This is a genomic window from Paenibacillus sp. FSL R5-0378 (assembly GCF_038009285.1).
In the GTDB taxonomy this organism is placed as follows: Bacteria; Bacillota; Bacilli; order Paenibacillales; family Paenibacillaceae; genus Paenibacillus_AQ; species Paenibacillus_AQ favisporus.
This window is the reverse complement of record NZ_JBBPAY010000001.1, coordinates 3254274-3278304: the sequence shown is the minus strand read 5'-3', so window position 1 is coordinate 3278304 and position 24031 is coordinate 3254274. Positions and strand designations below refer to the sequence as shown.

General features: G+C 54.0%; 22 protein-coding genes. 1 reads left to right on the top strand and 21 read right to left on the bottom strand.

Features of this window, described 5'->3' with window-relative positions:
- Positions 1 to 77 precede the first annotated feature (77 nt).
- The 17 genes from MKY74_RS15380 to MKY74_RS15300 form a co-directional block, all read right to left on the bottom strand.
- The gene (locus MKY74_RS15380) at positions 78 to 1013 is read right to left on the bottom strand and encodes a MotE family protein (RefSeq protein ID WP_076168152.1); all 936 of its coding nucleotides are present in this window, start codon (positions 1011 to 1013) and stop codon (positions 78 to 80) included.
- A gap of 42 nt (positions 1014 to 1055) precedes the next feature.
- Positions 1056 to 1505 carry a flagellar export protein FliJ gene (fliJ, locus tag MKY74_RS15375; protein WP_076168154.1) on the bottom strand — a complete coding sequence of 150 codons (450 nt, stop codon included), beginning with the start codon at positions 1503 to 1505 and terminating at the stop codon, positions 1056 to 1058.
- Positions 1506 to 1514: 9 nt separating this feature from the next.
- A complete protein-coding gene (gene fliI / locus MKY74_RS15370; protein WP_076168156.1) occupies positions 1515 to 2834 on the bottom strand; it encodes a flagellar protein export ATPase FliI in 1320 nt (439 codons plus the stop codon).
- Positions 2821 to 3666, bottom strand: coding sequence for a FliH/SctL family protein (locus MKY74_RS15365; RefSeq protein WP_076168158.1), 846 nt, complete (start codon positions 3664 to 3666; stop codon positions 2821 to 2823). The genes fliI and MKY74_RS15365 overlap by 14 nt, the downstream gene beginning before the upstream one ends.
- Complete coding sequence (gene fliG / locus MKY74_RS15360; protein WP_076168160.1) at positions 3659 to 4675, bottom strand: flagellar motor switch protein FliG; 1017 nt, start codon at positions 4673 to 4675, stop codon at positions 3659 to 3661. The genes MKY74_RS15365 and fliG overlap by 8 nt, the downstream gene beginning before the upstream one ends.
- A gap of 11 nt (positions 4676 to 4686) precedes the next feature.
- A complete protein-coding gene (gene fliF / locus MKY74_RS15355; RefSeq protein ID WP_076168162.1) occupies positions 4687 to 6267 on the bottom strand; it encodes a flagellar basal-body MS-ring/collar protein FliF in 1581 nt (526 codons plus the stop codon).
- Positions 6268 to 6366: 99 nt separating this feature from the next.
- A complete protein-coding gene (gene fliE, locus MKY74_RS15350) occupies positions 6367 to 6678 on the bottom strand; it encodes a flagellar hook-basal body complex protein FliE (RefSeq protein WP_076168164.1) in 312 nt (103 codons plus the stop codon).
- A 41-nt stretch (positions 6679 to 6719) separates the two neighbouring features.
- Positions 6720 to 7163, bottom strand: a complete 444-nt coding sequence (gene flgC / locus MKY74_RS15345) for a flagellar basal body rod protein FlgC (protein ID WP_234489631.1) — start codon at positions 7161 to 7163, stop codon at positions 6720 to 6722.
- Between the two features lie 12 nt (positions 7164 to 7175).
- Complete coding sequence (gene flgB, locus MKY74_RS15340; RefSeq protein WP_076168168.1) at positions 7176 to 7583, bottom strand: flagellar basal body rod protein FlgB; 408 nt, start codon at positions 7581 to 7583, stop codon at positions 7176 to 7178.
- 526 nt (positions 7584 to 8109) lie between these two features.
- Positions 8110 to 9513: an ATP-dependent protease ATPase subunit HslU gene (gene hslU, locus MKY74_RS15335; RefSeq protein WP_076168169.1), complete on the bottom strand. Its 1404-nt coding sequence runs from the start codon at positions 9511 to 9513 to the stop codon at positions 8110 to 8112.
- Positions 9514 to 9529: 16 nt separating this feature from the next.
- The gene (gene hslV, locus MKY74_RS15330) at positions 9530 to 10072 is read right to left on the bottom strand and encodes an ATP-dependent protease subunit HslV (protein ID WP_076168171.1); all 543 of its coding nucleotides are present in this window, start codon (positions 10070 to 10072) and stop codon (positions 9530 to 9532) included.
- An 18-nt stretch (positions 10073 to 10090) separates the two neighbouring features.
- Positions 10091 to 11431 carry an FADH(2)-oxidizing methylenetetrahydrofolate--tRNA-(uracil(54)-C(5))-methyltransferase TrmFO gene (gene trmFO / locus MKY74_RS15325; RefSeq protein WP_076168173.1) on the bottom strand — a complete coding sequence of 447 codons (1341 nt, stop codon included), beginning with the start codon at positions 11429 to 11431 and terminating at the stop codon, positions 10091 to 10093.
- A 25-nt stretch (positions 11432 to 11456) separates the two neighbouring features.
- On the bottom strand, positions 11457 to 13559 hold the full coding sequence (gene topA, locus MKY74_RS15320; RefSeq protein ID WP_076168175.1) for a type I DNA topoisomerase: 2103 nt from the start codon (positions 13557 to 13559) through the stop codon (positions 11457 to 11459).
- A gap of 53 nt (positions 13560 to 13612) precedes the next feature.
- Complete coding sequence (dprA, locus tag MKY74_RS15315) at positions 13613 to 14731, bottom strand: DNA-processing protein DprA (RefSeq protein ID WP_076169546.1); 1119 nt, start codon at positions 14729 to 14731, stop codon at positions 13613 to 13615.
- A gap of 128 nt (positions 14732 to 14859) precedes the next feature.
- Positions 14860 to 15789 carry a succinate--CoA ligase subunit alpha gene (sucD, locus tag MKY74_RS15310; protein ID WP_076168177.1) on the bottom strand — a complete coding sequence of 310 codons (930 nt, stop codon included), beginning with the start codon at positions 15787 to 15789 and terminating at the stop codon, positions 14860 to 14862.
- Between the two features lie 34 nt (positions 15790 to 15823).
- Complete coding sequence (gene sucC / locus MKY74_RS15305; RefSeq protein ID WP_076168179.1) at positions 15824 to 16984, bottom strand: ADP-forming succinate--CoA ligase subunit beta; 1161 nt, start codon at positions 16982 to 16984, stop codon at positions 15824 to 15826.
- A 322-nt stretch (positions 16985 to 17306) separates the two neighbouring features.
- On the bottom strand, positions 17307 to 17777 hold the full coding sequence (locus MKY74_RS15300; RefSeq protein WP_076168181.1) for a MarR family winged helix-turn-helix transcriptional regulator: 471 nt from the start codon (positions 17775 to 17777) through the stop codon (positions 17307 to 17309).
- Between the two features lie 337 nt (positions 17778 to 18114).
- Between MKY74_RS15300 and MKY74_RS15295 the strand changes: the two genes are divergently transcribed.
- Positions 18115 to 19707, top strand: a complete 1593-nt coding sequence (locus tag MKY74_RS15295; RefSeq protein ID WP_076168184.1) for a YifB family Mg chelatase-like AAA ATPase — start codon at positions 18115 to 18117, stop codon at positions 19705 to 19707.
- Positions 19708 to 20398: 691 nt separating this feature from the next.
- Here the strand turns inward: MKY74_RS15295 and MKY74_RS15290 are convergent.
- The 4 genes from MKY74_RS15290 to MKY74_RS15275 form a co-directional block, all read right to left on the bottom strand.
- The gene (locus MKY74_RS15290) at positions 20399 to 20758 is read right to left on the bottom strand and encodes a phage holin family protein (RefSeq protein ID WP_076168189.1); all 360 of its coding nucleotides are present in this window, start codon (positions 20756 to 20758) and stop codon (positions 20399 to 20401) included.
- 338 nt (positions 20759 to 21096) lie between these two features.
- Complete coding sequence (locus MKY74_RS15285) at positions 21097 to 21483, bottom strand: YraN family protein (RefSeq protein WP_076168191.1); 387 nt, start codon at positions 21481 to 21483, stop codon at positions 21097 to 21099.
- The gene (locus MKY74_RS15280; protein WP_076168193.1) at positions 21480 to 21782 is read right to left on the bottom strand and encodes an EscU/YscU/HrcU family type III secretion system export apparatus switch protein; all 303 of its coding nucleotides are present in this window, start codon (positions 21780 to 21782) and stop codon (positions 21480 to 21482) included. Before MKY74_RS15280 ends, MKY74_RS15285 begins: the two co-directional genes overlap by 4 nt.
- Positions 21779 to 23833, bottom strand: coding sequence for a hypothetical protein (locus MKY74_RS15275; protein ID WP_076168195.1), 2055 nt, complete (start codon positions 23831 to 23833; stop codon positions 21779 to 21781). The genes MKY74_RS15280 and MKY74_RS15275 overlap by 4 nt, the downstream gene beginning before the upstream one ends.
- Between the last annotated feature and the right edge of the window lie 198 nt (positions 23834 to 24031).

Here is a 24031-nt window from a genome sequence, read left to right as displayed (position 1 = left end):
TTTGTTTTCACCTCCTTTCGCGTGCAGTACTACATTCAAGTACTCTGTTGAAAAGAAGCTCTGGTTGAAAAGAATCACTACTTGCTGCTTAGCAGCTTGTTGAGAATGACAGCGCTCGTCTTCTGGTCTGTTTTGCTCATCGAATCCAATATGCTTGACCGTGTCGAATCTGCCACGGCGCCCAGAATCGTCAGTACTTTGTCCGGACTGATCTTGTACATGGCCAGCAGCAGATTGGCCGCGCTGTCCGCGTTCATCGACCCGAACGTCTGGCTGATTTGAGCCTTGTCGAGCCCGGTTGACGACGGTGTCGTCTGCGCGGCGCTGTCCTTGTTCACTCTGGACTGAAGCGCCGCGATCGCCAAATCGCTGGACGATACGGAATCCTTCATTTTCAGCGTGATATCCGCCGCCATCTTCGGATCCATCTTGGCGAGGATGTTCATTCGGCTGTCCGCATCCATAGCGCTAAGCAGCTGAACAACCTCTTCCGTGGTCATATTCTGCAGAATTGGTGCCGCTTTGCTCGGGCTCATGCCGGCGTACATTTTCGCCAGGTTTTTGACCTGCTTCTCGTAATCATCGGCGGTATTTCCCGCCTGTGCATCCGCAGACTGCGCGCTGCTCTCTTGGAGCTGATCGATCTGCGTCTGCAGCGATTTGATTTTACTGTCCTGCTGCTTCTGGTCTTCCTTAGCCTTCTGAAGGTCCGCTTCCTTGGCTTCCAGCTGGCTTTTCAGCTCCTTGATCGTAGCGGTCGCGCTCTCCACCTGTGCTTTCGTTTTGTCCAGCTTGGCCGCTGCCGGATCCTTGACCGGGTCAGGAACCCAGTTTTTCACAACCGGAATTTTGTTGGCAACACCGAGCACTTCGTTCCGAACGTTGGTGTTCAGCAGCATCAGAAGCACGCCCAGGAGCACCACCGTAAAGATGATTGGTATAACAAGAAACAAAAACCGTTCAAATCCCCCTGTTGATTCTTTCTCTAATTCTTCAAAACCTGTTCTTGCCACAGTTGTTCCACCCCCAAGCCAGCAGCTCTATATCACGTTCACTCATCTCGCCCTAGCGCCCATGGCAAACCGTACGGTCGCCATCTCGTCAAGCTCGTTCTGCTCATGCAGGAGCGCCTGCTGCTGAAATGCCGTCTTTGCTTTGTCCCGCGCTTTTAACCAGACGTTTTCATCCAGCATCTTTGTGGACAAATGCTTCTGCTGTATCTGAACCTTCATATTGGCTCTGTTCACATCCACATGCTTCATCCGTATGCATTGGTCCAAATATTCGACATACGCCTGAATTTCCTGAATCATGGAGACAGGAACGCATTGGCCGGCAGCTTCCTGAAGCTGCTTGACCATGCTCTCCCGGATATCCAGCAGCTCCCCCAGCGACTTTTCTTCCGCCTGAAGCTTGCCGATGGCGCTGGACAGCATCCATTCCGCCTGGGTACGTTCGTTGCTTTTGAGGTCGACAATTTTTTGGAACGCGTACTGAAATCTCATCCCTTATGGTCATCTCCTTGAAAATTCGGAAATCAAACGTTCTTGAACCTGCTCCAGCGTCACTTTTTCGTCTACGCGCTGCTTGGTAAAATCCCAGATGGCCTGGATGGAATCGATGGCTTCATCGATTTGCTCGTTCGAGCCTTTTTGGTAAGCGCCGATGTTGATCAGATCCTCGGACTCTTTATAGACAGCCATCAGCCGCTTCAAATTATCTGCAGCGTCCGTCTGCTCGCGCGGCGCAATATCCTTCATCACCCGGCTGATGCTGGCAAGCACGTCGATCGCGGGAAAATGGCCCTTGTTCGCGATGCCCCGGTTCAGTACGATGTGCCCGTCCAGGATTCCCCGCACCGCATCCGCGATCGGCTCATTCATGTCGTCGCCGTCGACGAGCACGGTGTAAAAGGCGGTAATGGAACCTTGCGGCCCTGTCCCCGCCCGTTCGAGCAGCTTCGGCAGGCTCGCGAACACCGACGGCGTATAACCGCGCATCGCCGGCGGTTCGCCGATCGCCAGCCCCACTTCCCGCTGCGCCATCGCATACCGCGTCACGGAATCCATCATCAGCATGACGTTCATGCCCCGGTCCCGGAAATACTCGGCGATGGTCGTCGCGATCAGCGCTCCCTTGATCCGGATCAGCGCAGGCTGGTCGGAGGTGGCCACGATGACCACCGATCGCTGCAGCCCTTCAGGGCCCAGGTCGCGCTCGATAAAATCGAGCACTTCCCGTCCCCGCTCGCCGATGAGCGCGATCACGTTGACATCCGCTGCGGTGTTGCGCGCGATCATGCCCATCAGCGTACTTTTCCCGACGCCGGATCCGGCGAAGATCCCGACCCGCTGCCCTTTGCCGATGGTCAGCAGACCGTCGATCGCCCGTACGCCGATGCTGATCGGCTCCAGCACCCGGGGCCGGTTCAGCGGGTTCGGCGGCGTGTTATACGTCGAGCTGTGCGGCATTCGGGTCGGAATCAGGGAGCCGTCGAGCGGCTGCCCCAAACCGTCCAGCACTTTGCCAAGCAGCTCGGAGCCTACCTGAACGCTTAGCGGCTTGCCCGTGCCAACCACATCGCACCCTGGTCCGATCGACTGCAGCTCGCCGAGCGGCATGAGCAGAACCTTGTTGTCGCGGAAACCGACAACCTCCGCCTGCAGCGGCTTGGCGCCTTTGCTCGGATAAATGTAGCAGACGTCTCCGACGCTGGCGTCCGGGCCTTCCGACTCGACCATCAGTCCGATGACCTGGGTGACTTTTCCGTTGATCCGGACTGGATCAATGTTCCGCAAATGCTCCATATACCGTCCGCTGTCAAGCACCTTCATTTTGGTCTCTCCGTTCCCCTTCGTCCAGAGCGATACGTATCAGCTCTTTTTTGATTTCGGTCAGCTGAGTTTCCACGCGTGCGTCGACACTGCCGAACGAAGAGCGGATGACGCAGCCGTGATCATGGACCGTAGCATCCGGCAGGATTTGCAGCTCCGCTTGCGAATCGATCGCCACGCTCAGCTCTTCCCGGGCTGCCTGGACAAAAGCGAAATGCTCCGGCGCCACGCAAAGCGTAATCACACCCTGCTCCCGTTTGCGGGACAAGTTCTTCCGGATAAGATCGATCGCATAATCCCGGTCCACGGTCAGCTGCTTGTCGATCACCTTCTCGGCGATGGCACAGCTCAGATCTACGAGAAAGGGCTCGGCTTCCTGAATGATCTGCTCCTTGATCATATAGGCATGCCGCAAAACCGACTGGGCTTCGGCCATCATTTCCTGAAGCTTGGCCGCAAGATCCGCTTCCGCTTTCTCAGCGCCTTCCCGGTATCCTTCCGCGTAGCCTTCCGACTTCACGGCCTCGATCAGGTGCTCGTCCTGCTCCCTGCGTTCCTGCCACCACGCATTGATCTTCTCCTCGTTCTCGGCCAGTATCCGCTGCGCCTCTTCAGACGCCTCACGGATGTGTCGCTCCGCGAACTCCTTGGCATCCTGCAGCATTTCCTGGCTGAGCCGTTTACTCTCTTCATCCGCCTGGGCCCGGATCTCTTCAATCTTCACTTCATTGTTTACCTCATCCTGCTCCGGAAGCGCATAGTGCCTTGCCAGATCCAGCCGTTTGAGGGCTTCCACCGGTACGTACTGCGAAGATTTAATCAAATTAGACAATGATGTCATCTCCTCCGCCGCGGGCGATGATGATCTCCCCGGCTTCTTCCAGTCTGCGGATGGTGCCTACGATGCGGGTCTGAGCTTCTTCGACGTCACGCAGCCGCACTGGCCCCATATATTCCATCTCTTCCTTGAAGGTTTCGGCCATCCGCTTGGACATGTTGCGGAAAATGACGTCCCGCACCTCTTCGCTCGCCACCTTGAGGGCAAGCTGAAGGTCGGCGTTCTCGATGTCGCGGATGATCCGCTGAATGGAACGGTTGTCGACGTTGACGATATCCTCGAACACGAACATTCTCTTCTTGATTTCTTCGGCCAGCTCCGGATCCTGAATTTCGAGCGAATCGAGGATCGTTCGTTCCGTTCCCCGGTCGACCCCGTTCAAAATCTGGACGATCGATTCGATGCCGCCGGCATTCGTGTAATCCTGTGTCACGGTCGCCGACAGTTTCTGCTCCAGCACGCGCTCTACCTGGGCGATAACTTCAGGTGAAGTGCTGTCCATAACCGCGATTCTTCTTGCCACATCCGCCTGCTTTTCCTGCGGCAGGGAGGACAGAATCGCCGCCGCCTGCTCAAATTGCAGATAGGACAGCACCAAAGCGATCGTCTGGGCATTTTCGTTTTGTATAAAGTTCAAAATCTGGTTCGGATCCGCTTTGCGGGCAAAATCGAACGGGCGTACCTGCAGCGTCGCCGTCAGACGGTTGATGACTTCCAGCGCTTTTTGCGAGCCGAGCGCCTTTTCGAGAATTTCCTTGGCGTAGTTGATGCCGCCCTGCGAAATATATTCCTGGGCCAGACAGATTTGATGAAACTCGGACATAATGAGGTCCTTTTCCACACTGTCCACTTTGCGCACATTGGCGATTTCCAACGTCAGCTGCTCGATCTCATCGTCACGCAAGTGCTTGAAAATTTGTGCGGACACTTCCGGTCCCAGCGTAATGAGCAGGATGGCCGCTTTTTGGCGCCCGCTCAGTGCCTGGCTGTTTGCTTTTGCCATAAATCCACCCCCTATTCATCCGCGAGCCATGTGCGCAGCAGGTTGACGAATTCATCCGGCTTTCTCTTCGCCAATGTTTCCAGCTGTTTGCGCACCTGACTTTCGTTCGTCACGCTCTCCAGATTAATGGAAGGAAACTCTGCTGCAGGCGGCAGCGGAAGATCTTCTTCGATTTCCTCTTTGTTCTTGCGGCGGCGGTAAATCAGGTATCCTCCACCCGCAAGCAGCGCAAGCGCGGCAAGGCCGATTCCCCACAGCATGCCTTGGGAAAGCTTGATTCCGCTCGGCTGGGTAACATTACCACTGAAAGGTTGCGAATAGACCGAAACTTTTTTAGCCAAATCAGCGTCTGTATATGTAATACCGGAATCGGCAAGCGATGCCCTTACGATATTTACCAAGATATTCTGAATGGCATCTCTGGTTTGTTGATCTACACTGGTTTGTCCCGTTGGTGGTTCAACTGCTACGTTTATGGTTAAATCTTTTACGGTATACGGACTGGCAACGATGTCTTTGGTAATATGGTTAACCTCGTAATTGATCGTCTTGGACAAATCCTCGGAAGTTACGTCACCTGTGGACGAGTTACTTGGATACCCCGGCACCTGGGTTTGGCCCGTGCCTGCCACTCCGCTATCCGGATTGCTCTTACCCGTATAATTCTTCGAAATTTCCTGAACGCTGATTTCAATGCCTTTCATGTTCTCCGTATCTACCGGTGTCACCATGTTTTCCTTGCTCTGAACTTTATCGAAATTCAGCTTGGAGACGACGAGGACATCGACTTTATTCGGTCCCATGAACTGGCTCAGAAATTCTTTGACGTTCTGGCGAACTTCGCTTTCGAACTTTTTCTGAAGCGCAAAATTTTCTTCGACGGACGAGGACAGCGTTCCCGAACCGCCTTGGGCCGACGACAGCAGCTCCGTATTGCCCTCTGATTCGGTGATGGTGATATTCTCTACCGGCAGATTCGGTACGGCGGTCTTGACCAAGTTGAAGTACCCGTCGATCGTTTGCTGGCTTGGATGATAACCCGGCTTAAAGGTAAGCACGACTGATGCGCTTGCTTTCTCCTGGTCTTCTTCGCTTGCAAACACGCTTTCTTTCGGCAGGTTTACTAGGACTTTAGCCTTACTTATGCCGTTCATGCTCGTGAGCAGCTGCTCAACTTCTCCGTTCAATGCGTTGTTGTACTTGACGTTAAACTCGCTGTCGGTTGTGCCGATCGATGATGATTGATCGAACGTTTTGAAACCGATGGATCCGTTCTGAATGAGTCCCTGTGAGCCGACATCGACCTTGATGCGGGCCGCCTCCGTACTCGGTACCGAAATGGATGTTCCGTTAGGACTCAATTTATACGGGATGTTGTTCGTATCGAGGTAGTTCATAATCCCAGCGGAGTCGCTGGCATTCAAGTCCTTGAAGGCCACTTCATACTCCGTTTTGGAAAACTGCATGGTCAGCACGACAATGGCGATGATAATAAAAGCGATCGTAGAAATGAATAAAATTTTCTGTTTTTTGCTGAATTGATTCCAGTACTGAACGACCTTGTCCTTATACTGGACGATTCTTTCGTTCACAACGTCACCCACCCCACCCGAAAACTTAGCATAAATCTATGAATGAATAGGTTCAGGCGATCCGCCAAAATCCTTCGTTCACTCTTTTGTCTGCAGCCTTTAAATTTGCGTCCGCATGATCTCCTGGTACGCTTCGATCGCTTTGTTCCGAATCTGCGTCGTCAGCTCCAGGCTGAGAAGCGCTTTTTGCGAAGAAACCATCACCTGGTCCACATCAACTTGTCCGAGCATGAACTGATTGCTCATTTCTTCGGCGGCTTTCTCTTGCCCGGCCACCTGGTTCAGCGCATTTTCCAGATAAGATCCGAAATCGCTAAGGGATTGGGCTGGCGTCTTGCTTGCGCTTGATGCGCTTTGCTTCATGTCGAGCGGTTGGATGCTTTGTGTCGAAAACATCGAGTTTTGAATCATCAATGTCCCTCCTTACCTACATTTATTTATTCAGACTAGGCTTATCGACCTATTTCCAAGGCCTTCGTGATCATCGCTTTTGAGGAATTCAGTGCTGTGACGTTCGCTTCGTAAGATCTCGTGGCCGAAATCATATCGATCATTTCTTTGGCGATATCCACGTTAGGCATGTAGACATACCCTTGTGCATCTGCATCCGGATGAGTCGGATTGTATACCGGCTTCAGCGGCGTCTGATCCTCCTGGATTGCAGCCACTTTCACACCTTTCCCCGCACTTTGTCCGTTCATTTGTGCTTCCAGCATGCTGGAGAAATCCGATTCATTCGGCGAAAGCACAACCATCTTTCGGCGGTACGGCACCGCTTTGCCGTCAACCACCGACGCTCTCGTCGTTTCCGCATTCGCAATGTTGGACGAAATGACGTCCATCCGCAAACGCTGTGCCGTCAGCGCCGAAGCGCTGATCCCAAAGCTGCTGTTCATGTTCACCCGCGATTATCTCCCTTCAATGGCTGTCCGCATCATTTTGATCTGGTCGTTCATCTGCTGGATGTAGGCGTTGTACTGAAGCTGGTTGTCAGCCAGTGCGGACATCTCCCGGTCAATATCCACATTGTTCATATTGTTGTTCATCGCTGTCGATTGGTCCTCCGTTACAACTGGATCCGGGACCGAATTCGTAGGTCCAATGGCGAAGTGCCGGGGATCGGTGACCCTGCCGCGAAGCTGAGGTGCAGATCCATTAATTTCCTGCTGGAGCAGGCTTTCAAATGACACTTCGGACCGTTTGAAATAAGGCGTGTCGACATTGGCAATGTTGTTCGCAATGACTCTCTGGCGCGCGTTTGCGGCCTGAAGTCCGCCTTCCAAACGTTGAAAGCTGACGCTGTTCAGCAAATCCATTCCGTATCCCCCTTATTTTCCATAACTTTACTATTTGTCCGTGGGGAACTTTCTTCCCAATTTCACTTTTTTTCGACAAAAGTCCTTAGAAATATTGCTTATTCTAGGTCTAAAGTAGAAAAAATTACTATATTGTCGTATATCCTAAGTTTCTTAAAGATTGGGACATATTACAATAAGAAAAAAGCCCTATCTTTTACCAGAAAGAAGGTCTTTGTTCTTAATTTCTCTGAAATTTTTGCTAAATCTTTGCAGGATAAGGGTTTGTGGGCTTACATAGGACAGGCCTGTTGTCACATTTCGATAAAAACTCAGCTTGAATAGTCCTAGAATTTCAGATTTGCGAAAGTGTCGTAAAATAACCCCTCCCTTGCATACGAGCGCAGGATTATAGTTATACCTCCCAGAGAGGTTCTTACGATGTCGGCACTGTCTTTCCTGTGGTCCCTTCCTCAGCACAACAAAAAAAGACATGCCCGAAGGATCTTCATCCTTCTGACATGTCCCCGCTGTGACGGTTGTCGGTTTACAATATATATTGGCTCAAATCGCGGTCTTGGGCGATGTCGCCCAGCTTTTCGCGCACGTATTCCGGCGTGATGGTCATATTCTCCAAGGTCAATTCAGGCGCCTCAAACGACAAATCCTCGAGCAGCTTCTCCAGAATCGTATGCAGCCTGCGCGCACCGATGTTCTCGGTATTCTGGTTGACGGTCGCGGCAATTTTGGCAATTTCCCGGATCGCTTCAGATGAGAATTCGACCTCGATGTCCTCGGTTTTGAGCAGCTCGGTATACTGCTTGGTCAAGGCGTTCTTCGGCTCGGTCAGAATCGACACAAAGTCGTCGAGAGACAAGCTGCTCAGCTCCACGCGGATCGGGAACCGGCCTTGAAGCTCGGGAATGAGGTCCGACGGTTTGGCGATATGGAATGCACCTGCGGCAATAAACAAAATAAAGTCCGTCTTCACGGGGCCGTATTTGGTCATGACCGTCGACCCTTCCACGATCGGCAGAATATCCCTCTGGACGCCTTCACGGGACACGTCAGGCCCAGAGCCTTTGCCCTGGCTGGCAACTTTATCGATTTCGTCGATAAAGATAATGCCCGACTGCTCAGCGCGAAGAATCGACTCGGCGATGACGTCGTCCATGTCGATCAGCTTGGTCGCTTCCTCCTGCGTCAGCACCTTGCGCGCTTCCCGGATCGGCAGCTTCCGCTTCTTCGTCCGGCGCGGCAGCAGGCTGCCGAACATTTCCTGCATGTTCATGCCCATCTGGTCATTCCCCTGCCCGGCCAGCATATCCATCATCGTCGGCGAGTTGTCTTCCACGTCGATTTCGATCATGTCGTCTTCCAGGCTGCCGGACTGAAGCTTAAACTTCACCTGGCGCCGGCGTTCGGTCACGGTGCTGTCCTGCTCCTTATCCTCTTCCGTATCCTGTGCGTTCTGGTTGCCATTGCCGAACAGCATTTCAAACGGGTTGCGCTGCGCCTTGTTTTTGCCAGCCGGCGGAACGAGAATTTGCACGATTCGTTCGTTGGCGAGCTCCTCGGCGCGGTCTTTTACTTTTTCCGTACGCTCCGCTTTGACCATGCGGATGGACGTTTCGATCAAATCGCGGACCATGGATTCCACGTCGCGGCCGACGTATCCCACTTCCGTAAATTTGGTGGCTTCGATCTTCACAAACGGCGCATTGACCAGCTTCGCCAAACGTCTGGCAATTTCGGTCTTGCCCACACCCGTCGGACCGATCATCAGGATGTTCTTCGGTACAATCTCATCCCGAACATCCTCGGGAAGCCGGTTGCGGCGGTAACGGTTGCGCAGTGCGACGGCGACGGATTTCTTCGCCTGCTTCTGGCCTACAATGTATTTATCCAGTTCGGCCACGATTTGTCTTGGCGTCAAACTTTGGTTATCCATATGCATTCCTCCACCCTTACAGCTCTTCCACAATGATATTTCCATTGGTGTATACGCAAATTTCCGAAGCAATTTTCAAAGCTTCCCGCGCGATATCCTTCGCTTCCAAGTCCTGGGCGTGACGCTTCAGCGCCCGTCCGGCGGAGAGCGCAAAATTGCCTCCCGAGCCAATGGCCAGCACGTCGTCGTCCGGTTCGATGATTTCACCGCCTCCGGAAATGAGCAGCATGCCGGTTTTATCCATAACGATCATGAGTGCCTCAAGCTTGCGGAGAACGCGATCCTGGCGCCAGTCCTTGGCGAGCTCCACGGCGGCACGCTGCAGATTGCCATGATGCTCCTCCAGTTTGCTTTCGAATTTTTCAAAAAGGGTAATGGCGTCCGCCACGGAGCCTGCAAAGCCGGCAACGACCTGGCCTCTGTACAGGCGGCGCACCTTTTTGGCGGTCTGCTTCATAATGACATTTTCACCGAAGGTCACCTGGCCGTCACCGGCGATCGCCGCTTTTCCGTTATGGCGTACAGCGCAAATGGTTGTCGCATGAAAAGATAAATCCATACCTACAGACCTCCTAATCTATACTTCCTGATGTTCGGTTGCCAGTCCGGCTTCCTGGATAAACGCGGCAATCGTCTCCAAAGCCCGATTGGCCAGCGCCTCGTTCTTTTCCTTTTTGTTGCGGATCTTCTTCTCCAATTTCGGCAGCAGGCCGAAGTTGGCGTTCATCGGCTGGAAATGCTCCGAATCCGCGGTCGTAATATAATGAGCCATGCTGCCGAGGGTGCTTGTGTCAGGGAACACGACAAGGTCCTGTCCAAGCGCCTTTCTCGCTGCATTAATGCCCGCTATAAGCCCGGATGCGGCAGATTCCACATATCCCTCTACCCCTGTCATTTGACCGGCAAAAAACAGGTTTTCATTCGTTTTCAGCTGATAGGTCGGTTGGAGCAGCTTCGGAGAGTTGATGAACGTATTGCGGTGCATGACGCCGTAGCGCACATATTCCGCGTTTTCCAATCCCGGAATCATAGAGAATACGCGCTTTTGCTCTCCCCATTTGAGATGGGTTTGGAAGCCGACCAGATTGTACAGCGTACCGGCGGCATTATCTTGACGCAGTTGCACGACCGCATAAGGCAGCTCACCCGTGTGCGGGTTGACCAGCCCTACCGGCTTCATCGGCCCGAACAGCGCCGTCTGCTTGCCGCGCTTCATCATGACCTCGATCGGCATGCAGCCCTCGAAGTATACTTCCTTCTCAAACTCTTTCAACTGCGCGACTTCCGCATTGACCAGCGCGTCATAAAACGCGTTGAATTCCTCTTCGGTCATCGGACAGTTCAAGTAAGCCGCTTCGCCTTTATCATAACGGGAAGCCAGGTATACTTTGCTCATATCGATGGAGTCTTTCTCGACGATTGGAGCCGCAGCATCGTAGAAGTAGAAATACTCTTCGCCCATAAGTGCTTTGATCTCGGCGGAGAGTGCAGGCGAGGTCAGCGGGCCTGTGGCGATGACGACAATCCCTTCTTCTGGTATATGCTGAATTTCTTCGTTTACGACTTCAATCAGCGGATGGTTATGGAGAGTGCTCGTAATATCCCCGGAAAAACCGTCGCGGTCCACCGCCAGAGCGCCTCCGGCAGGAACCGCATTTTTATCGGCGGACTTCAGGATCAGCGAATCCAGCATCCGCATTTCTTCTTTGATGACGCCGACTGCGTTCGTAAGTCCGTTGGCGCGCAGCGAATTGGTGCAGACGAGCTCGGCGAACTTGTCCGTATGGTGCGCGGGCGTCTTCACGACCGGGCGCATTTCGTATAATTTCACGGGAACCCCCCGGCTTGCGATCTGCCAGGCAGCCTCGCTGCCTGCCAGACCCGCGCCGATGACGGTTACCTGCTGTACTTCTGTCAACTTCATTACCCCCTGCTGTTTACAATTACATCAATTCTTCGTTGTCTTCGTTCTCTTCCAGGGGCTCGGTATGGTCGCATGCCGTGCATTGGAGACGTGCTCCCTGCTTGTTGCGCTTCTCAACCATCAGAGAGCCGCATTTTGGACAAGGCTTCGGCGACGGTTTATCCCAGGATACGAAATCGCATTCCGGATAACGGTCGCAGCCATAGAAAATCCGCCCCTTCTTGCTGCGGCGCTCGACCACATGCCCTTCCTTGCATTTCGGACAAGTGACGCCGATATCTTTGACGATCGGCTTCGTGTTCCGGCAGTCCGGAAATCCGGAGCAGGCGAGGAATTTGCCAAACCGCCCCAATTTGTATACCATCGGTCGGCCGCATTTGTCGCAAATCTCGTCCGATACCTCGTCCTCGATTTCGATTTCCTTCATTTCTTCCTCGGCTACTTCCAGGCGCTTTTCAAAGGAAGAATAGAACTCAGCAAGCACCTTGACCCAATCCTCCGAGCCTTCCTCGACATGGTCGAGATCGTCTTCCATGTGGGCCGTAAATTCCACATCAAGAATTTCCGGGAAAAATTGTTCCATTTGCTCGATGATCAATTCACCCAATTCTGTCGGAACGAACTTTTTCTCTTCGATCGCGACGTAACCGCGCTTTTGGATCGTCTCCAGCGTCGGCGCATACGTACTTGGCCGTCCGATGCCGAGCTCCTCCATCGCCCGGACCAACCGGGCTTCGGTGTAGCGCGGAGGCGGCTGCGTGAAGTGCTGCTTCGGCTCGATATCTTCCTTCTTCAGCTTATCCCCTACGGCCAAGGCAGGCAAAAACTTCTCTTCTTCCGTCGTGCCGTCGTCGTTGCCTTCCACGTATACCTTCATAAAGCCCTGGAAGCGGACTTTCGAACCGGATGCGCGGAATACGGCAGGCCCGGCCGCAATATCAACGGAAAGCGTATCCAGTATGGCGGAAGCCATCTGGCTGGCAACGAAACGTTCCCAAATCAGCTTGTAAAGACGGTATTGGTCACGGCTCATGAACGACTTCACCGAGTCGGGATCGCGCATGACCGAGGTCGGGCGGATCGCTTCGTGGGCGTCCTGGGCGTTCGCCGATTTTTTCGAATACTCCCGCGGTGTTTCAGGGACAAATGGTTCCCCGTACTTCCCGCTGATAAATTCCTTGGCTTCTTCCTGGGCCGATCCGGCAATCCGGGTGGAGTCCGTACGCATATAAGTGATGAGGCCGACGGTCCCTTCTTTCCCGAGCTCTACGCCTTCGTACAGCTGCTGGGCGACGGACATCGTTTTGGCGGCACGAAAATTAAGCTTCCGGGCAGCTTCCTGCTGCAGGGAGCTTGTCGTAAACGGAGGCGAAGGATGCCGCTGGCGTTCCTTTTCCTTTACTTCGCTGACTTTAAAGGTGGCTCCCTTAATGGCAGCGAGCACTTCGTTTACTTCATCCTCTCGCGACAGTTCTTTCTTCTGGCCGTTCAGCTGCTGGAATTTCGCCTCAAAAACGGAATCTCCCTTGGCGAGCTGGGCCGTAATGGACCAGTATTCCTCCGGAATAAACGCGTTGATTTCGTTCTCCCGGTCGATGATAATCTTGACCGCAACCGATTGAACGCGGCCCGCGGACAAACCTTTCTTTACCTTTTTCCACAAAAGCGGACTGATCTTGTAACCGACGAGCCGGTCCAGAATACGTCTGGCCTGCTGTGCGTTGACCAGGTCCATATTGATCTTGCGCGGCGTTTTAAATGCATCCTTGACCGCTTGCTTCGTAATTTCGTTAAACACGACGCGGCAGCTATCCGTATCGTCGAGCTCCAGGGCATGGGCAAGATGCCAGGCAATCGCTTCACCCTCGCGATCGGGGTCAGCTGCGAGATAAACCTTTTTCACTTTTTTGCTGGCGTCCTTGAGTTCCTTTAATACGGAGCCTTTTCCGCGGATCGTAATATATTTCGGATTAAAGTCATTCTCGACCTCAACTCCGATTTGGCTCTTCGGGAGATCACGCACGTGACCCATCGAAGCTTTTACGATATACTTGCTGCCTAAATATTTGCCGATCGTTTTCGCCTTGGCCGGCGATTCTACGATGACAAGTGAGTCAGCCATAGGTTCATCCCCCTTTCCGAACAATTCTGTGAATGTTAGTCAATAGACTCTTGTTATATAAGCTTGTATATAGCACCAGATAATTGGGTAATCTGCTTTTTTATGATTAAAGATAACAGAACTGAATGCAAATGTCCAAAATCCCATCCGGTCTGCTGCAGCAGCTCATCCAATGTAGACGGCCCTTGTTCCAATATATGGTATATCCCAAGCTCATCCATTGTCAAATGATCTGCAGGCAGCCGCGTGTCCTCCAACATCTGACGCTCCCTATTGTATGTATCTTCAAACCCTTTTGGCAACCATGAATCATATTCTTCGATGACGTCTTCGGCATTCAGCACCATTTTGGCCCCTTGTTTAATCAAGTTCAGCGCCCCGCGGCTCTTGGGCGAGGTGACCGGCCCAGGCACGGCGAACACATCCCTGCCGGCTTCGAGCGCCAAATCCGCGGTAATCAAAGAACCGCTGCGCGAGTCCGCTTCGACGACCAGCGTCCCTAGCGTCAAGCCGGCGATGATACGGTTGCGCTGCGGAAACAAACCGGGATGCGATTTGGTCCCGGAAGGATACTCCGTCAGAATGAGTCCATCCTCGGCGATCCGCTCATACAATCCTCTGTTCTCCGGCGGATAGATCACGCCGTGTCCGGTCCCCATCACCGCAATCGTATTGCCTCCGCAGGCAAGAGCGGCTTCATGGCACACGCTGTCGATGCCTCTGGCCATGCCGCTGACGATCGTGAACCCAGCCGCACTGATGCCCTCCGCCAGCTCCTGGCCGACCTTACGGCCATAGGCCGTAGGTACCCTTGTCCCGACCATGGCGACGCCGGGCGTTTGCAGCAATCCCCGTTTTCCAGTGCAGTACAATACCCATGGAGGCTCCGCTATCTCCTTTAAATACGCAGGGTAATCCTCATCCAAAAAAGTCAGGATGCCGGCGCCTCCCTCAAGCTTACGGGATTTCAGCTCTTCGATCAAATCGGTTGTGATTCGTTCAGATAAAAGCTTCGCCTTTTCCTCGGGAAAACCTGCTTCCTCCCAATCTCTACTATTATAATGGAGCATGTCCCCGGAGAACATACGCTGCCCGCGCAGCCTGGCAATACTCTTCCTTCCGATCCCCTCGGTCTCGTGCAGTGCGATCAACAGCCACCGTTCGTTCTTCACGCCAATCCCGCCCTTCCTTATATTTTCCAGTTTTTTGGTGTTGAAAACACAAAAAAGCAACCCTTTATCCCCCGGATGGAGAAATAAAAGGTTGCTTACCTTTGAACCGTAAATAACGCCGGTTTATATTAGTGAGTCGTGCATTTTTCCAGCAGGCCGCGTTCTTCCAGAACGCTTACCAGTGTAGATCCCATTTCCGAAGGCGTCGGAGCGACTTTGATGCCGCATTCCTCCAGCTTGGCGATCTTTTCTTTCGCCGTGCCTTTACCGCCGGAAATAATAGCGCCCGCATGTCCCATGCGCTTGCCTGGAGGCGCAGTAACGCCGCCGATGAAGCCGACGACCGGCTTGGTCATGTTGGCGCGGATCCATTCCGCTGCCTCTTCTTCCGCCGTTCCGCCGATTTCGCCGATCATGATCACAGCATAAGTGTTCGGATCATCGTTAAAGCGGCTCAAAATATCGATGAATTCCGAGCCTTTTACCGGGTCGCCGCCAATGCCTACCGCAGAGGACTGGCCGATCCCGCGGGTCGTCAATTGATGAACCGCTTCGTAGGTCAGCGTTCCGCTGCGGGATACAACGCCCACATGTCCCGGAGTATGGATGTACCCAGGCATGATACCGATTTTGCATTCTCCAGGTGTAATGACCCCTGGGCAGTTTGGTCCGATCAGGACGGTTTTCTTGCCTTCCATGTAACGGGACACTTTGACCATGTCCAGCACCGGAATGCCTTCTGTAATACAGATGACCAGTTCCATTTCCGCATCGACGGCTTCCATGATGGAGTCGGCCGCAAATGCCGGCGGTACGTAGATAACGCTTGCAGTTGCGCCAGTCGCTTCCTTGGCTTCTACAACCGTGTTATATACGGGCAGGCTGACCGTTTGGCCGTTCTCCAGCGTAATGTCAACCTTGGTGCCGCCTTTGCCCGGAGAAGTTCCTCCGACCATTTGCGTGCCGTAGTCAAGGGCGCCTTTCGCATGGAAAAGGGCGGTTTTCCCGGTGATGCCCTGTGTGATGACTTTTGTATTTTTATCGACCAAAATACTCACGTTTGTTCACATCCCCTATCGTATTTTAAAGATTCTATTTTACGAGTGAGACAATTTTTTGGGCGCCGTCAGCCATGGAGTCGGCAGGCACGATGTTCAGGCCGGATTCGGCCAAAATTTTCTTGCCCAGATCCACGTTGGTTCCTTCAAGACGCACAACCAGCGGACGGGTCAAACCGAGCTGCTTGGCAGCTTCAACCACGCCTTCGGCGATGACGTCGCAGCGCATAATTCCGCCAAAGATGTTGACGAAAATGCCTTTGACCTGCTCATCCGACAGGATGATCTTGAACGCCTCGGTAACCTTCTCTTTCGTGGCACCGCCCCCTACGTCGAGGAAGTTGGCCGGGTCTCCGCCGTAGTACTTGATAATATCCATCGTGGCCATGGCAAGGCCTGCGCCGTTGACCATACAGCCGATGTTGCCGTCGAGAGCTATGTAGCTCAGGTCGTATTTGGAAGCTTCGATTTCTTTTTCATTCTCTTCGTCCAGGTCGCGAAGCTCTTGAATGTCTTTGTGCCGGAACAGTGCGTTGGAGTCAAAGTTCAGCTTGGCATCGAGTGCCATGACATTGCCGTCACCCGTTACAACCAGAGGGTTGATTTCTGCAATGGAGCAGTCCTTGTCAACAAAAGCGGTGTACAGGGCGATCATAAACTGAACCGCCTTGTTGACCAGTTCGTTAGGGATGTTGATCGCATAAGCCAGTCTGCGTGCTTGGAAAACCTGCAGGCCTACGGCCGGATCCACCACTTCTTTGAAAATTTTCTCAGGCGTTGCAGCGGCAACCTCTTCGATTTCCGTTCCGCCTTCTTCCGATGCCATCATCACGACACGTCCGGTAGCGCGGTCAACAACGACGCCGACGTAATATTCCTTGCGGATATCGCAGCCCTCTTCGATCAGAAGCCGCTTGACTTCTTTACCTTCCGGGCCTGTCTGATGCGTAACGAGCACTTTGCCGAGGATTTCCTCCGCGTAAGCACGAACCTCGTCCAGGTTCTTGGCCACTTTGACGCCGCCGGCTTTACCGCGGCCACCTGCATGGATTTGCGCTTTGACAACCGTGACTTGGCTGCCCAGGGATTTAGCGGCTTCAACCGCTTCTTCCACGGTGTAGGCCACCTTTCCGTTCGGAACGGTAACGCCGTACTGCTTTAACACTTGTTTTCCTTGATATTCATGGATATTCATTTACGGTATCCTCCTATCAACATGACTGCTACAAGGCGGGTTCTGATATCTCTTGGAAAATAATATAAACCCAAGCTATTGTAACATGTTTTTAAAACGCTTACCTTAAGAAACTGCGTTTCCATCGACAGCTTTTTGATATCGGTTTAATCCGTTTGAGAGAATATTTGGGATTTGATGGTAAAATCCGCCCTCCAAGTAACGTCTTAGGTCCGATATAATTCCACCTGGAGCCTTGCATCGTTCCAACATGGTTTCATGGATAACAGGGAAAAAGAGCGACAAATTTGCAGATGTTGGTCTGCAAAAATCGCTCTTCACTTCACATCTTGCCCTCTTGCTGTTCGTTGTTGTGATGGACACGGTTCAGCAGACTCTTGAACTGGCCCAGCAATTGCCCGAATTCGCTCTCGTTCAGGCACAGCTCCTGCTGCATGGCGGCCGGAACGTTCAGCGCCTTCTCCTTCAGCTTGTTTCCTTCGTCCGTCAACGTGATGATGACCTTCCGTTCGTCCTGGGCAGAGCGCTCACGGTGAATCAGACCAGCGGCCTGAAGTCTCTTCAGCAGGGGCGTCAAGGTGCCGGAGTCCAGGAAAAGAGCCTCCCCAAGCTCCTTCACGGTACACTGTCCCCGCTCCCAAAGCACAAGCAGGACCAAATACTGGGAATATGTCACACCGAGCTTCTCCAGATGGGGCTGATACAGCTTGGTGATTTCTCGCGAACAGGCATAGATGGTAAAGCACAGCTGATTTTCCAGCTGCAGTTGCGGATTCATTTCACTTGGTTTCATCACTTTCGTCTTCACCTGCCTTCTTGTCATAATATTATCATAATTTTGTCACATTATCATAGTAATTGCGCGATATCTTCTACAGAGACAACTGATTCCGTCCAATTATATTGTATACTTTTAAATTTTAAACAACAAATCGGTCTTGAATCACTCCCTTACAAGCATACCTCTATTTCCCATCCCCGATGCCTCCCATCTTGACTTTTACTGCTTACGGTCCTACAATTTTTGTAAACTTAAGCGAAAATAAGGAAGCACCTTTTTTCCGTCAACTACGGCGATCCCGTTCTCGTTTGTCCAGGGAAACCGCCGGGGAATAGGGGTGCTTTATTGTATGTATGGAAAAATGCACAGTACATGTTTATACGGAATTGACGGGGTTATCATTCAGGTGGAGGTCGACATTTCCAACGGACTGCCGCAGACGAGCATTATCGGACTGCCGGACTCCGCCATCCGTGAAGCGGTGGAACGTGTCCGGGCGGGCATCAAAAATTGCGGCTTCACCTTCCCCCTTCAGCGCGTCACGATCAATCTCGCACCGGCCGATCTGAAAAAGGAAGGTTCTGCGTTTGATCTGGCCATTGCCCTCGGCATTCTCGTAACGAGCGGACAGCTTCTGCTGCCGCAGGATGAGAAGCTGCTTCTCATCGGAGAAATGGCGCTCGACGGCAGCCTGAGGCCCGTTAACGGCGTTCTGTCCATGGTGGACAGGGCGAAGCGCGAGGGATTCACCGCCGTTCTGCTGCCGGTGGAAAATGCCGGTGAGGCCGCCTTAATCGATCAAATGAATATTTATGCCATCCGGCATTTAAACGAGCTGCGAGAGCTGGCCGCAGAACACTCGGCTGCTGATGTGCCCGGCAAAGACCAGCCCCTCCGGATTCAAAGCTTGTCCCCGCTGCTGAAAGCACCGGGGACTGCCGCTAATTCCGTATCCGATCACCTTCCTGCAGAAGATTATGCCGACGTGCTCGGCCAGCTCCATGTCAAAAGGGCGCTCACGATTGCTGCCGCCGGCATGCACAACATTATGCTGATCGGACCGCCCGGAACCGGCAAAACGATGCTCATCAAACGCCTGCCGACCATCCTGCCCTTCATGACCGAGCAGGAGGCGCTCGAAACGACCAAAATATTCAGCGCAGCCGGAAAACTGAAGGAACCCGGCTCAGGACTGATCCGCAGACGTCCTTTTCGTTCCCCGCACCACACCATCTCTTCCGGAGGACTGATCGGTGGAGGAACGATACCCAAGCCGGGCGAAGTCAGCCTAGCTCACCGGGGTATCCTGTTTCTGGACGAGCTGCCGGAATTCAACCGCCAAGTGCTCGAAGTGCTGCGGCAGCCGCTGGAGGACAAAACGGTGACGATCAGCAGGGCCCGTGCCGTGCACACCTTCCCGGCGCACTTCATGCTGGCGGCTTCGATGAATCCGTGTCCGTGCGGGTACCTCGGAAGCGATCACCCGGAACATCAATGCACATGCAGCTTCAGCCGGATCGCCCAATACCGCGCCAAAATCTCCGGTCCGCTGCTCGACCGGATCGATCTTCAAGTCGAGGTCCCCCGTCCTAAGGAATGGTCCACGGATGCACCGAGCCTGTCCTCGGCTGAAATGCGCAGTCAGGTGCTCGAAGCCCATGCGCGTCAGCAACAACGATACGGCAGCGGTTACGGCGGCTGGAACAGCGAGCTGACCGGCAGTGCGCTCCGGCGTTTCGCCAGGCTCGACTCCGCTTCAGCCGATATGCTCCATCAGACGATCGAAACGCTGGGCCTCAGCATGCGGGCATATGACCGCATCCTGAAACTGGCCCGGACGATCGCCGACCTCGACGGCCAGGAGAATATCGCCTTCAACCATGTGGCGGAAGCGATCCAGTACAGGAATTTGGACCGGCCGCAGATTACGGGGGTGGGGTGAAAGGAAGCAAATTTGCGGTATAAACGCTAGTAAGGTGATTCATGGTTTAAGTCAATATTTTGCGTACTATTACGAAAATAAAATGATGCAGACTGCCCTTCGACCCCTTCGGCCTTCCGGCTTCATGATCTATGCTCTAAGTCGAAGGGATAAAGGCAACGATATCTAAACTCCAGAAAACAAACGTTGAGCTCTATCAGCAGATAGATGCGCAGCCTCAGACGCTACAGGGATATAAGGCGCCTTATTGTAAATCATCTGAAGAAACTAGACACTGGGGTTCACAACAAAAAATAACCTGCCATTTGCGGCAGGTTATTTCCGTCAATCCATTCACTTTTCAAAACCCGGTCATCACAACTAGATCTAATTTACAACTTGGCAGGTAGATCATCGGGCAGCCAAACGCCCTTATTGGCAGGATAGAACTTCGCGTTAACTAATTCAATATTTGTTCTATCTATCTTTTTTTCTATTCTCCATTGCGATCCATGAATAATACAATATCCAGAATATGGATGGACAAATACCTAGTGCAATAGGCTGTTTATCATGTGGCAGCATAAATATAAAAACAATAAAAACAAGAAACGTAATAGCAAGTAGAATGAGATACTTTTTCCAGTGTCTATTTTTAAACACAGGTTCCTCCTCAATTCGTAAATGTTCTCACAGGCTTTTTGCCATATCGTCAATCATGCCTCTCTTTTACTTTCACTGTGAATAGGCTGAGAACCAAAGTAAGAATGACATATGTCCACAATCCATGTATTTCAAATCCATACAGGTATTTGTCCAGAAGCCAAAGTTTAATGGGTGTCAGCACGATGGAAGCCAACATTAAAGCCGGAGTGGTTAAACACCCAATCCCTACAGTGATCAGCATCACCGACATTACCATGGCTAAACTGAATAAAAGACTAATGAGGAACATCAGAAGGGATGCAATCAGCAAAGTTTTAGTATCTGTTATCGAAAGATATGGATTAAAGTACTCATTGCCTATCCAGAACACCAAAAAGGTAACAAGAAAATTCAGAATATTCCTCATGATACCTCCCACGAAATCGTCGTTTCCCCTTTCGATGAAGAACGGGTTGAAGTAAGCTCAAAAAAAGATACTGTCATCCTCTGATGTTGATACCTAGGAAAAATTCTCCTTTAGGCAAGTTCACACATCCCTCTTACTTAGCTTATTCTATGACGAGTTCAAATCACCTTCACCATAAGGTAAATAATTACAATAATACATCCACTTTTCCACCTCTCAGATAAAGCCGTGCTGCTGTTAGTTGTCTATCGAGAGGATCGAGCTAGCTCAGTGAAAATGGGGTAATAAAAAAAACTTCCAATCGCATGGTATTGGAAGTTTTTGATTAGGGGCTCGTCCTAGAACGCCCCCTGTATATGATTAATCGCGGCAATGCTTAGATCGCGCCCCAGCTCCACCGCAACAACGTCAAAGCGTACCTCACGGCCCTCCAGCCGCTGTGCGTGAAGATACACTTCGGCCGTGCTGCGGACCTGGCGGATTTTGCGGAAATTAACAGATTCTGCGGCTGTACCGAAGGAGGTGCCGGCGGTCCGGCTGCGCACCTCTACAAAAACAATGACGCCGCCGTCCTCGGCGACCACGTCCAGTTCGCCGCTGCGGCAGCGCCAGTTCCGGTCGCGGATGCGGTAACCTGCGGAGAGCAGCAGGTCGGCTGCCGCCCGCTCAGCGGCTGCTCCTTTTTGGCGCCGGTTATCCTTCATTTTTCCTTGCCGTCCGTTCATTCGAACGGCCTTTCCCGAGCGAGCCGGTCCGCCCGGTAAATATAGCTGAGAACCTCCGCGACAAGGTGATACAGCTCCGGCGGAATCTGCTGGTCCAGGTCCAGCTTGGAGAGAACCTCCACCAGCGCGGCGTCCTCCTGAACGGGAACCCCGTGTTCCTTCGCCGTCTCGAGAATCGTATCCGCCACTTTTCCCCGGCCCTTCGCCACGACGACCGGGGCATCGTTGTCACCGGGCGCGTATTTGAGGGCGACGGCCTTTTTCAAACTTGGGGACGGCTCCTGCGGCTTGCTGCTCATACCCTCATATCCACCCCCTTGTAGCTCTGCGGCACGAAGTCCGCCACGCGGTGGCCGCCCATGGCCGCACTCAAGCCAGCTGGCAGTTCAGCGGCCGGATTAGGTAGGGGAGCGGCTTTAAGCGTCAGAAGCTGATAGCCGATGGAGGATAGAGCGTCAGCGATTTCAGGCCGTCTGTCTTCCACCAGGGACTGAGCCCATTCCTGATCATTATGGACCTTCAGGCTGACGATCCGGTCGACGATCTGGACGTCGATCAGCGTCTGCCCGAGATGCTTCATCTGAAGGTCGAACCACAGGCGACAGTTGGATGCATCCAGTTCACCCTTGGGGCCGCGCCTGGACTGGACATGCACCGACGCCGTCTCCTGGCCGTCCGGCCCGTTCAAGGGCAGGAACAACGTGACCTGGGCGAACGGCGCCGTCCGGTCCGTGTTCAGGAGCAGCTGCTGGCCGGTCAGCTGCGAGATGACCTGCTGCGCCGCCTCCTTCAAGGCCGGCGGCGCAGCGTCGTCCTGGACGAGCTGAAGGAGGAGCCCCTTCAGCGTGTCGCGCTGCCCGGTTTCCTGCAGCGCCTGCTCCATCCGCGCGGCGGGCTCAGCCAGCTGCTCCGGCCGCACGGCGTGATGCGCCGGGCCGGGAGGCTGCTGCTGAACCGCATGCGGCCGGACGGTCAGCTCCGGACCGTCCGCGGCTTGGGGAGCGGGCTGCGCGGCGGCGGCCCCTGCCGCGCTCGCCGCTCCCGGCGCAGGCCCCGGCTGTGCCGGGCCTGCCACTGCCGCTGCACCCTGGCCTGCGGCCGGTGCAGCCAAGGGCTGCCGCGCGTTCCCCGCCGCGGCACCCGGCCCCTGCGGGGCCTCCTGCGCGGGCTGCAGCAGCGCCGCGCGTACACCCTGCTGCTCGTGCTCCGCACCGAGCAGCTTTAAGAGACGCCCCACCCACGGCTCCGCGCCGTGGGACAGGGGCGTCTTCGGCGAAGGCCCCGTGCCTGCGGGGCCTTCGCCTCCCTGCGCCGCGTGCTGCGGCGCAGGTTCCGCGGCCGGCGCGGCGAAGCCGCCGGCCCCGTGCCCGCCCGCCGGCTCAGCCGGGGCGGGCGTTGGTGCGGCGGCACCCGTGAGCGGTGCCGCGCGCAGCTGCTGCAGCAGCGCCTGCAGCCTGGCGACCAGCGGTTGAAGCGCCGCCGCAGGATGGGACGCCGCGGCAGCCGTGCCGGCCGCGGATGTGCCGTCAGCCGCGCGCCCCGCCGCCTTCCCGGCATCCCCCTCTGCCTCGGTGCTCTTTGGGCTGCGGGCACCTGCCATTGGCTCCGCTTCGGAAGCCGCTATGCTGCCAGCCCCCGGCTGCGCAGCCGCTCCGGGTAACGAAGCCGGCGGCTGCTGCCCCGAAGCCTGTGGCGTAATAACGCCCTGTCCGCTTTTGACTGCAGCCCCCGCTTCCTCCGAACCCGCTCCATCCTGCGCGGTGAACGCATTCAGCTGTTCCTCCAGCACGTGAAGCAGCTGGTGCACCGGCGGGCCGAATACCGCCTGCTGCAACCCCCTTACGCTTTCGGCCGTCAGCGGCAGTCCGCGCTGATTGGCAATCGATGCGGCGCCAAGCCACTGCTCCGTGCTGACCCCGGCAGGTTTTAACGCCAGCGCGTCTTTGAAGACGGCTGCGTTTTCTTTTGTCACATATACGCCCGAAGACCGCAGCGCCTCCAGCATGGCCCGATTCTCCGGCGTATCCGGCAGATCGAGCGATTGCAGCACATCCGCAAGCGACAACGGAGTCCCGGACCCATAGGGGGAACCCTCCATCGCTTTCAATACCGGAAGGCCGCCGCCATTGTCCGGCTGTACCTGCAAGACCGCTGCCTGGCCGGGCTGAAGCGGCGTTTCCAGTGCCGCCCGTACTTTGACGCCTTGGATCTGCAGCACGGCCTCCTGTCCGTCCTCAGAGACGCTCAGCACAACGCCGCGGACGACTTGTCCTTCCTTCAAATCCAGCTGTTTGGTCTCACCCGCTTTGGTGTCCCCCATCATGCCGCGCAGCAGTGAACCGATATTCAATGTCCCTCTCCCCCTTCCGTATTCCTTCGTTTATTTATCGGCCGAACCAGCCGCGGGCTGTAGTCCTACTATCTGCGTTCACGATCTCCGTTGTTTCTTTTCACCAAAAGATCGTCCCCTAACTTCATAATTGCTGCAAATGCTCAGCTCTTCAAACATGAAATGTAAAATACCGTCCAACAAATTACGAATCTGGCT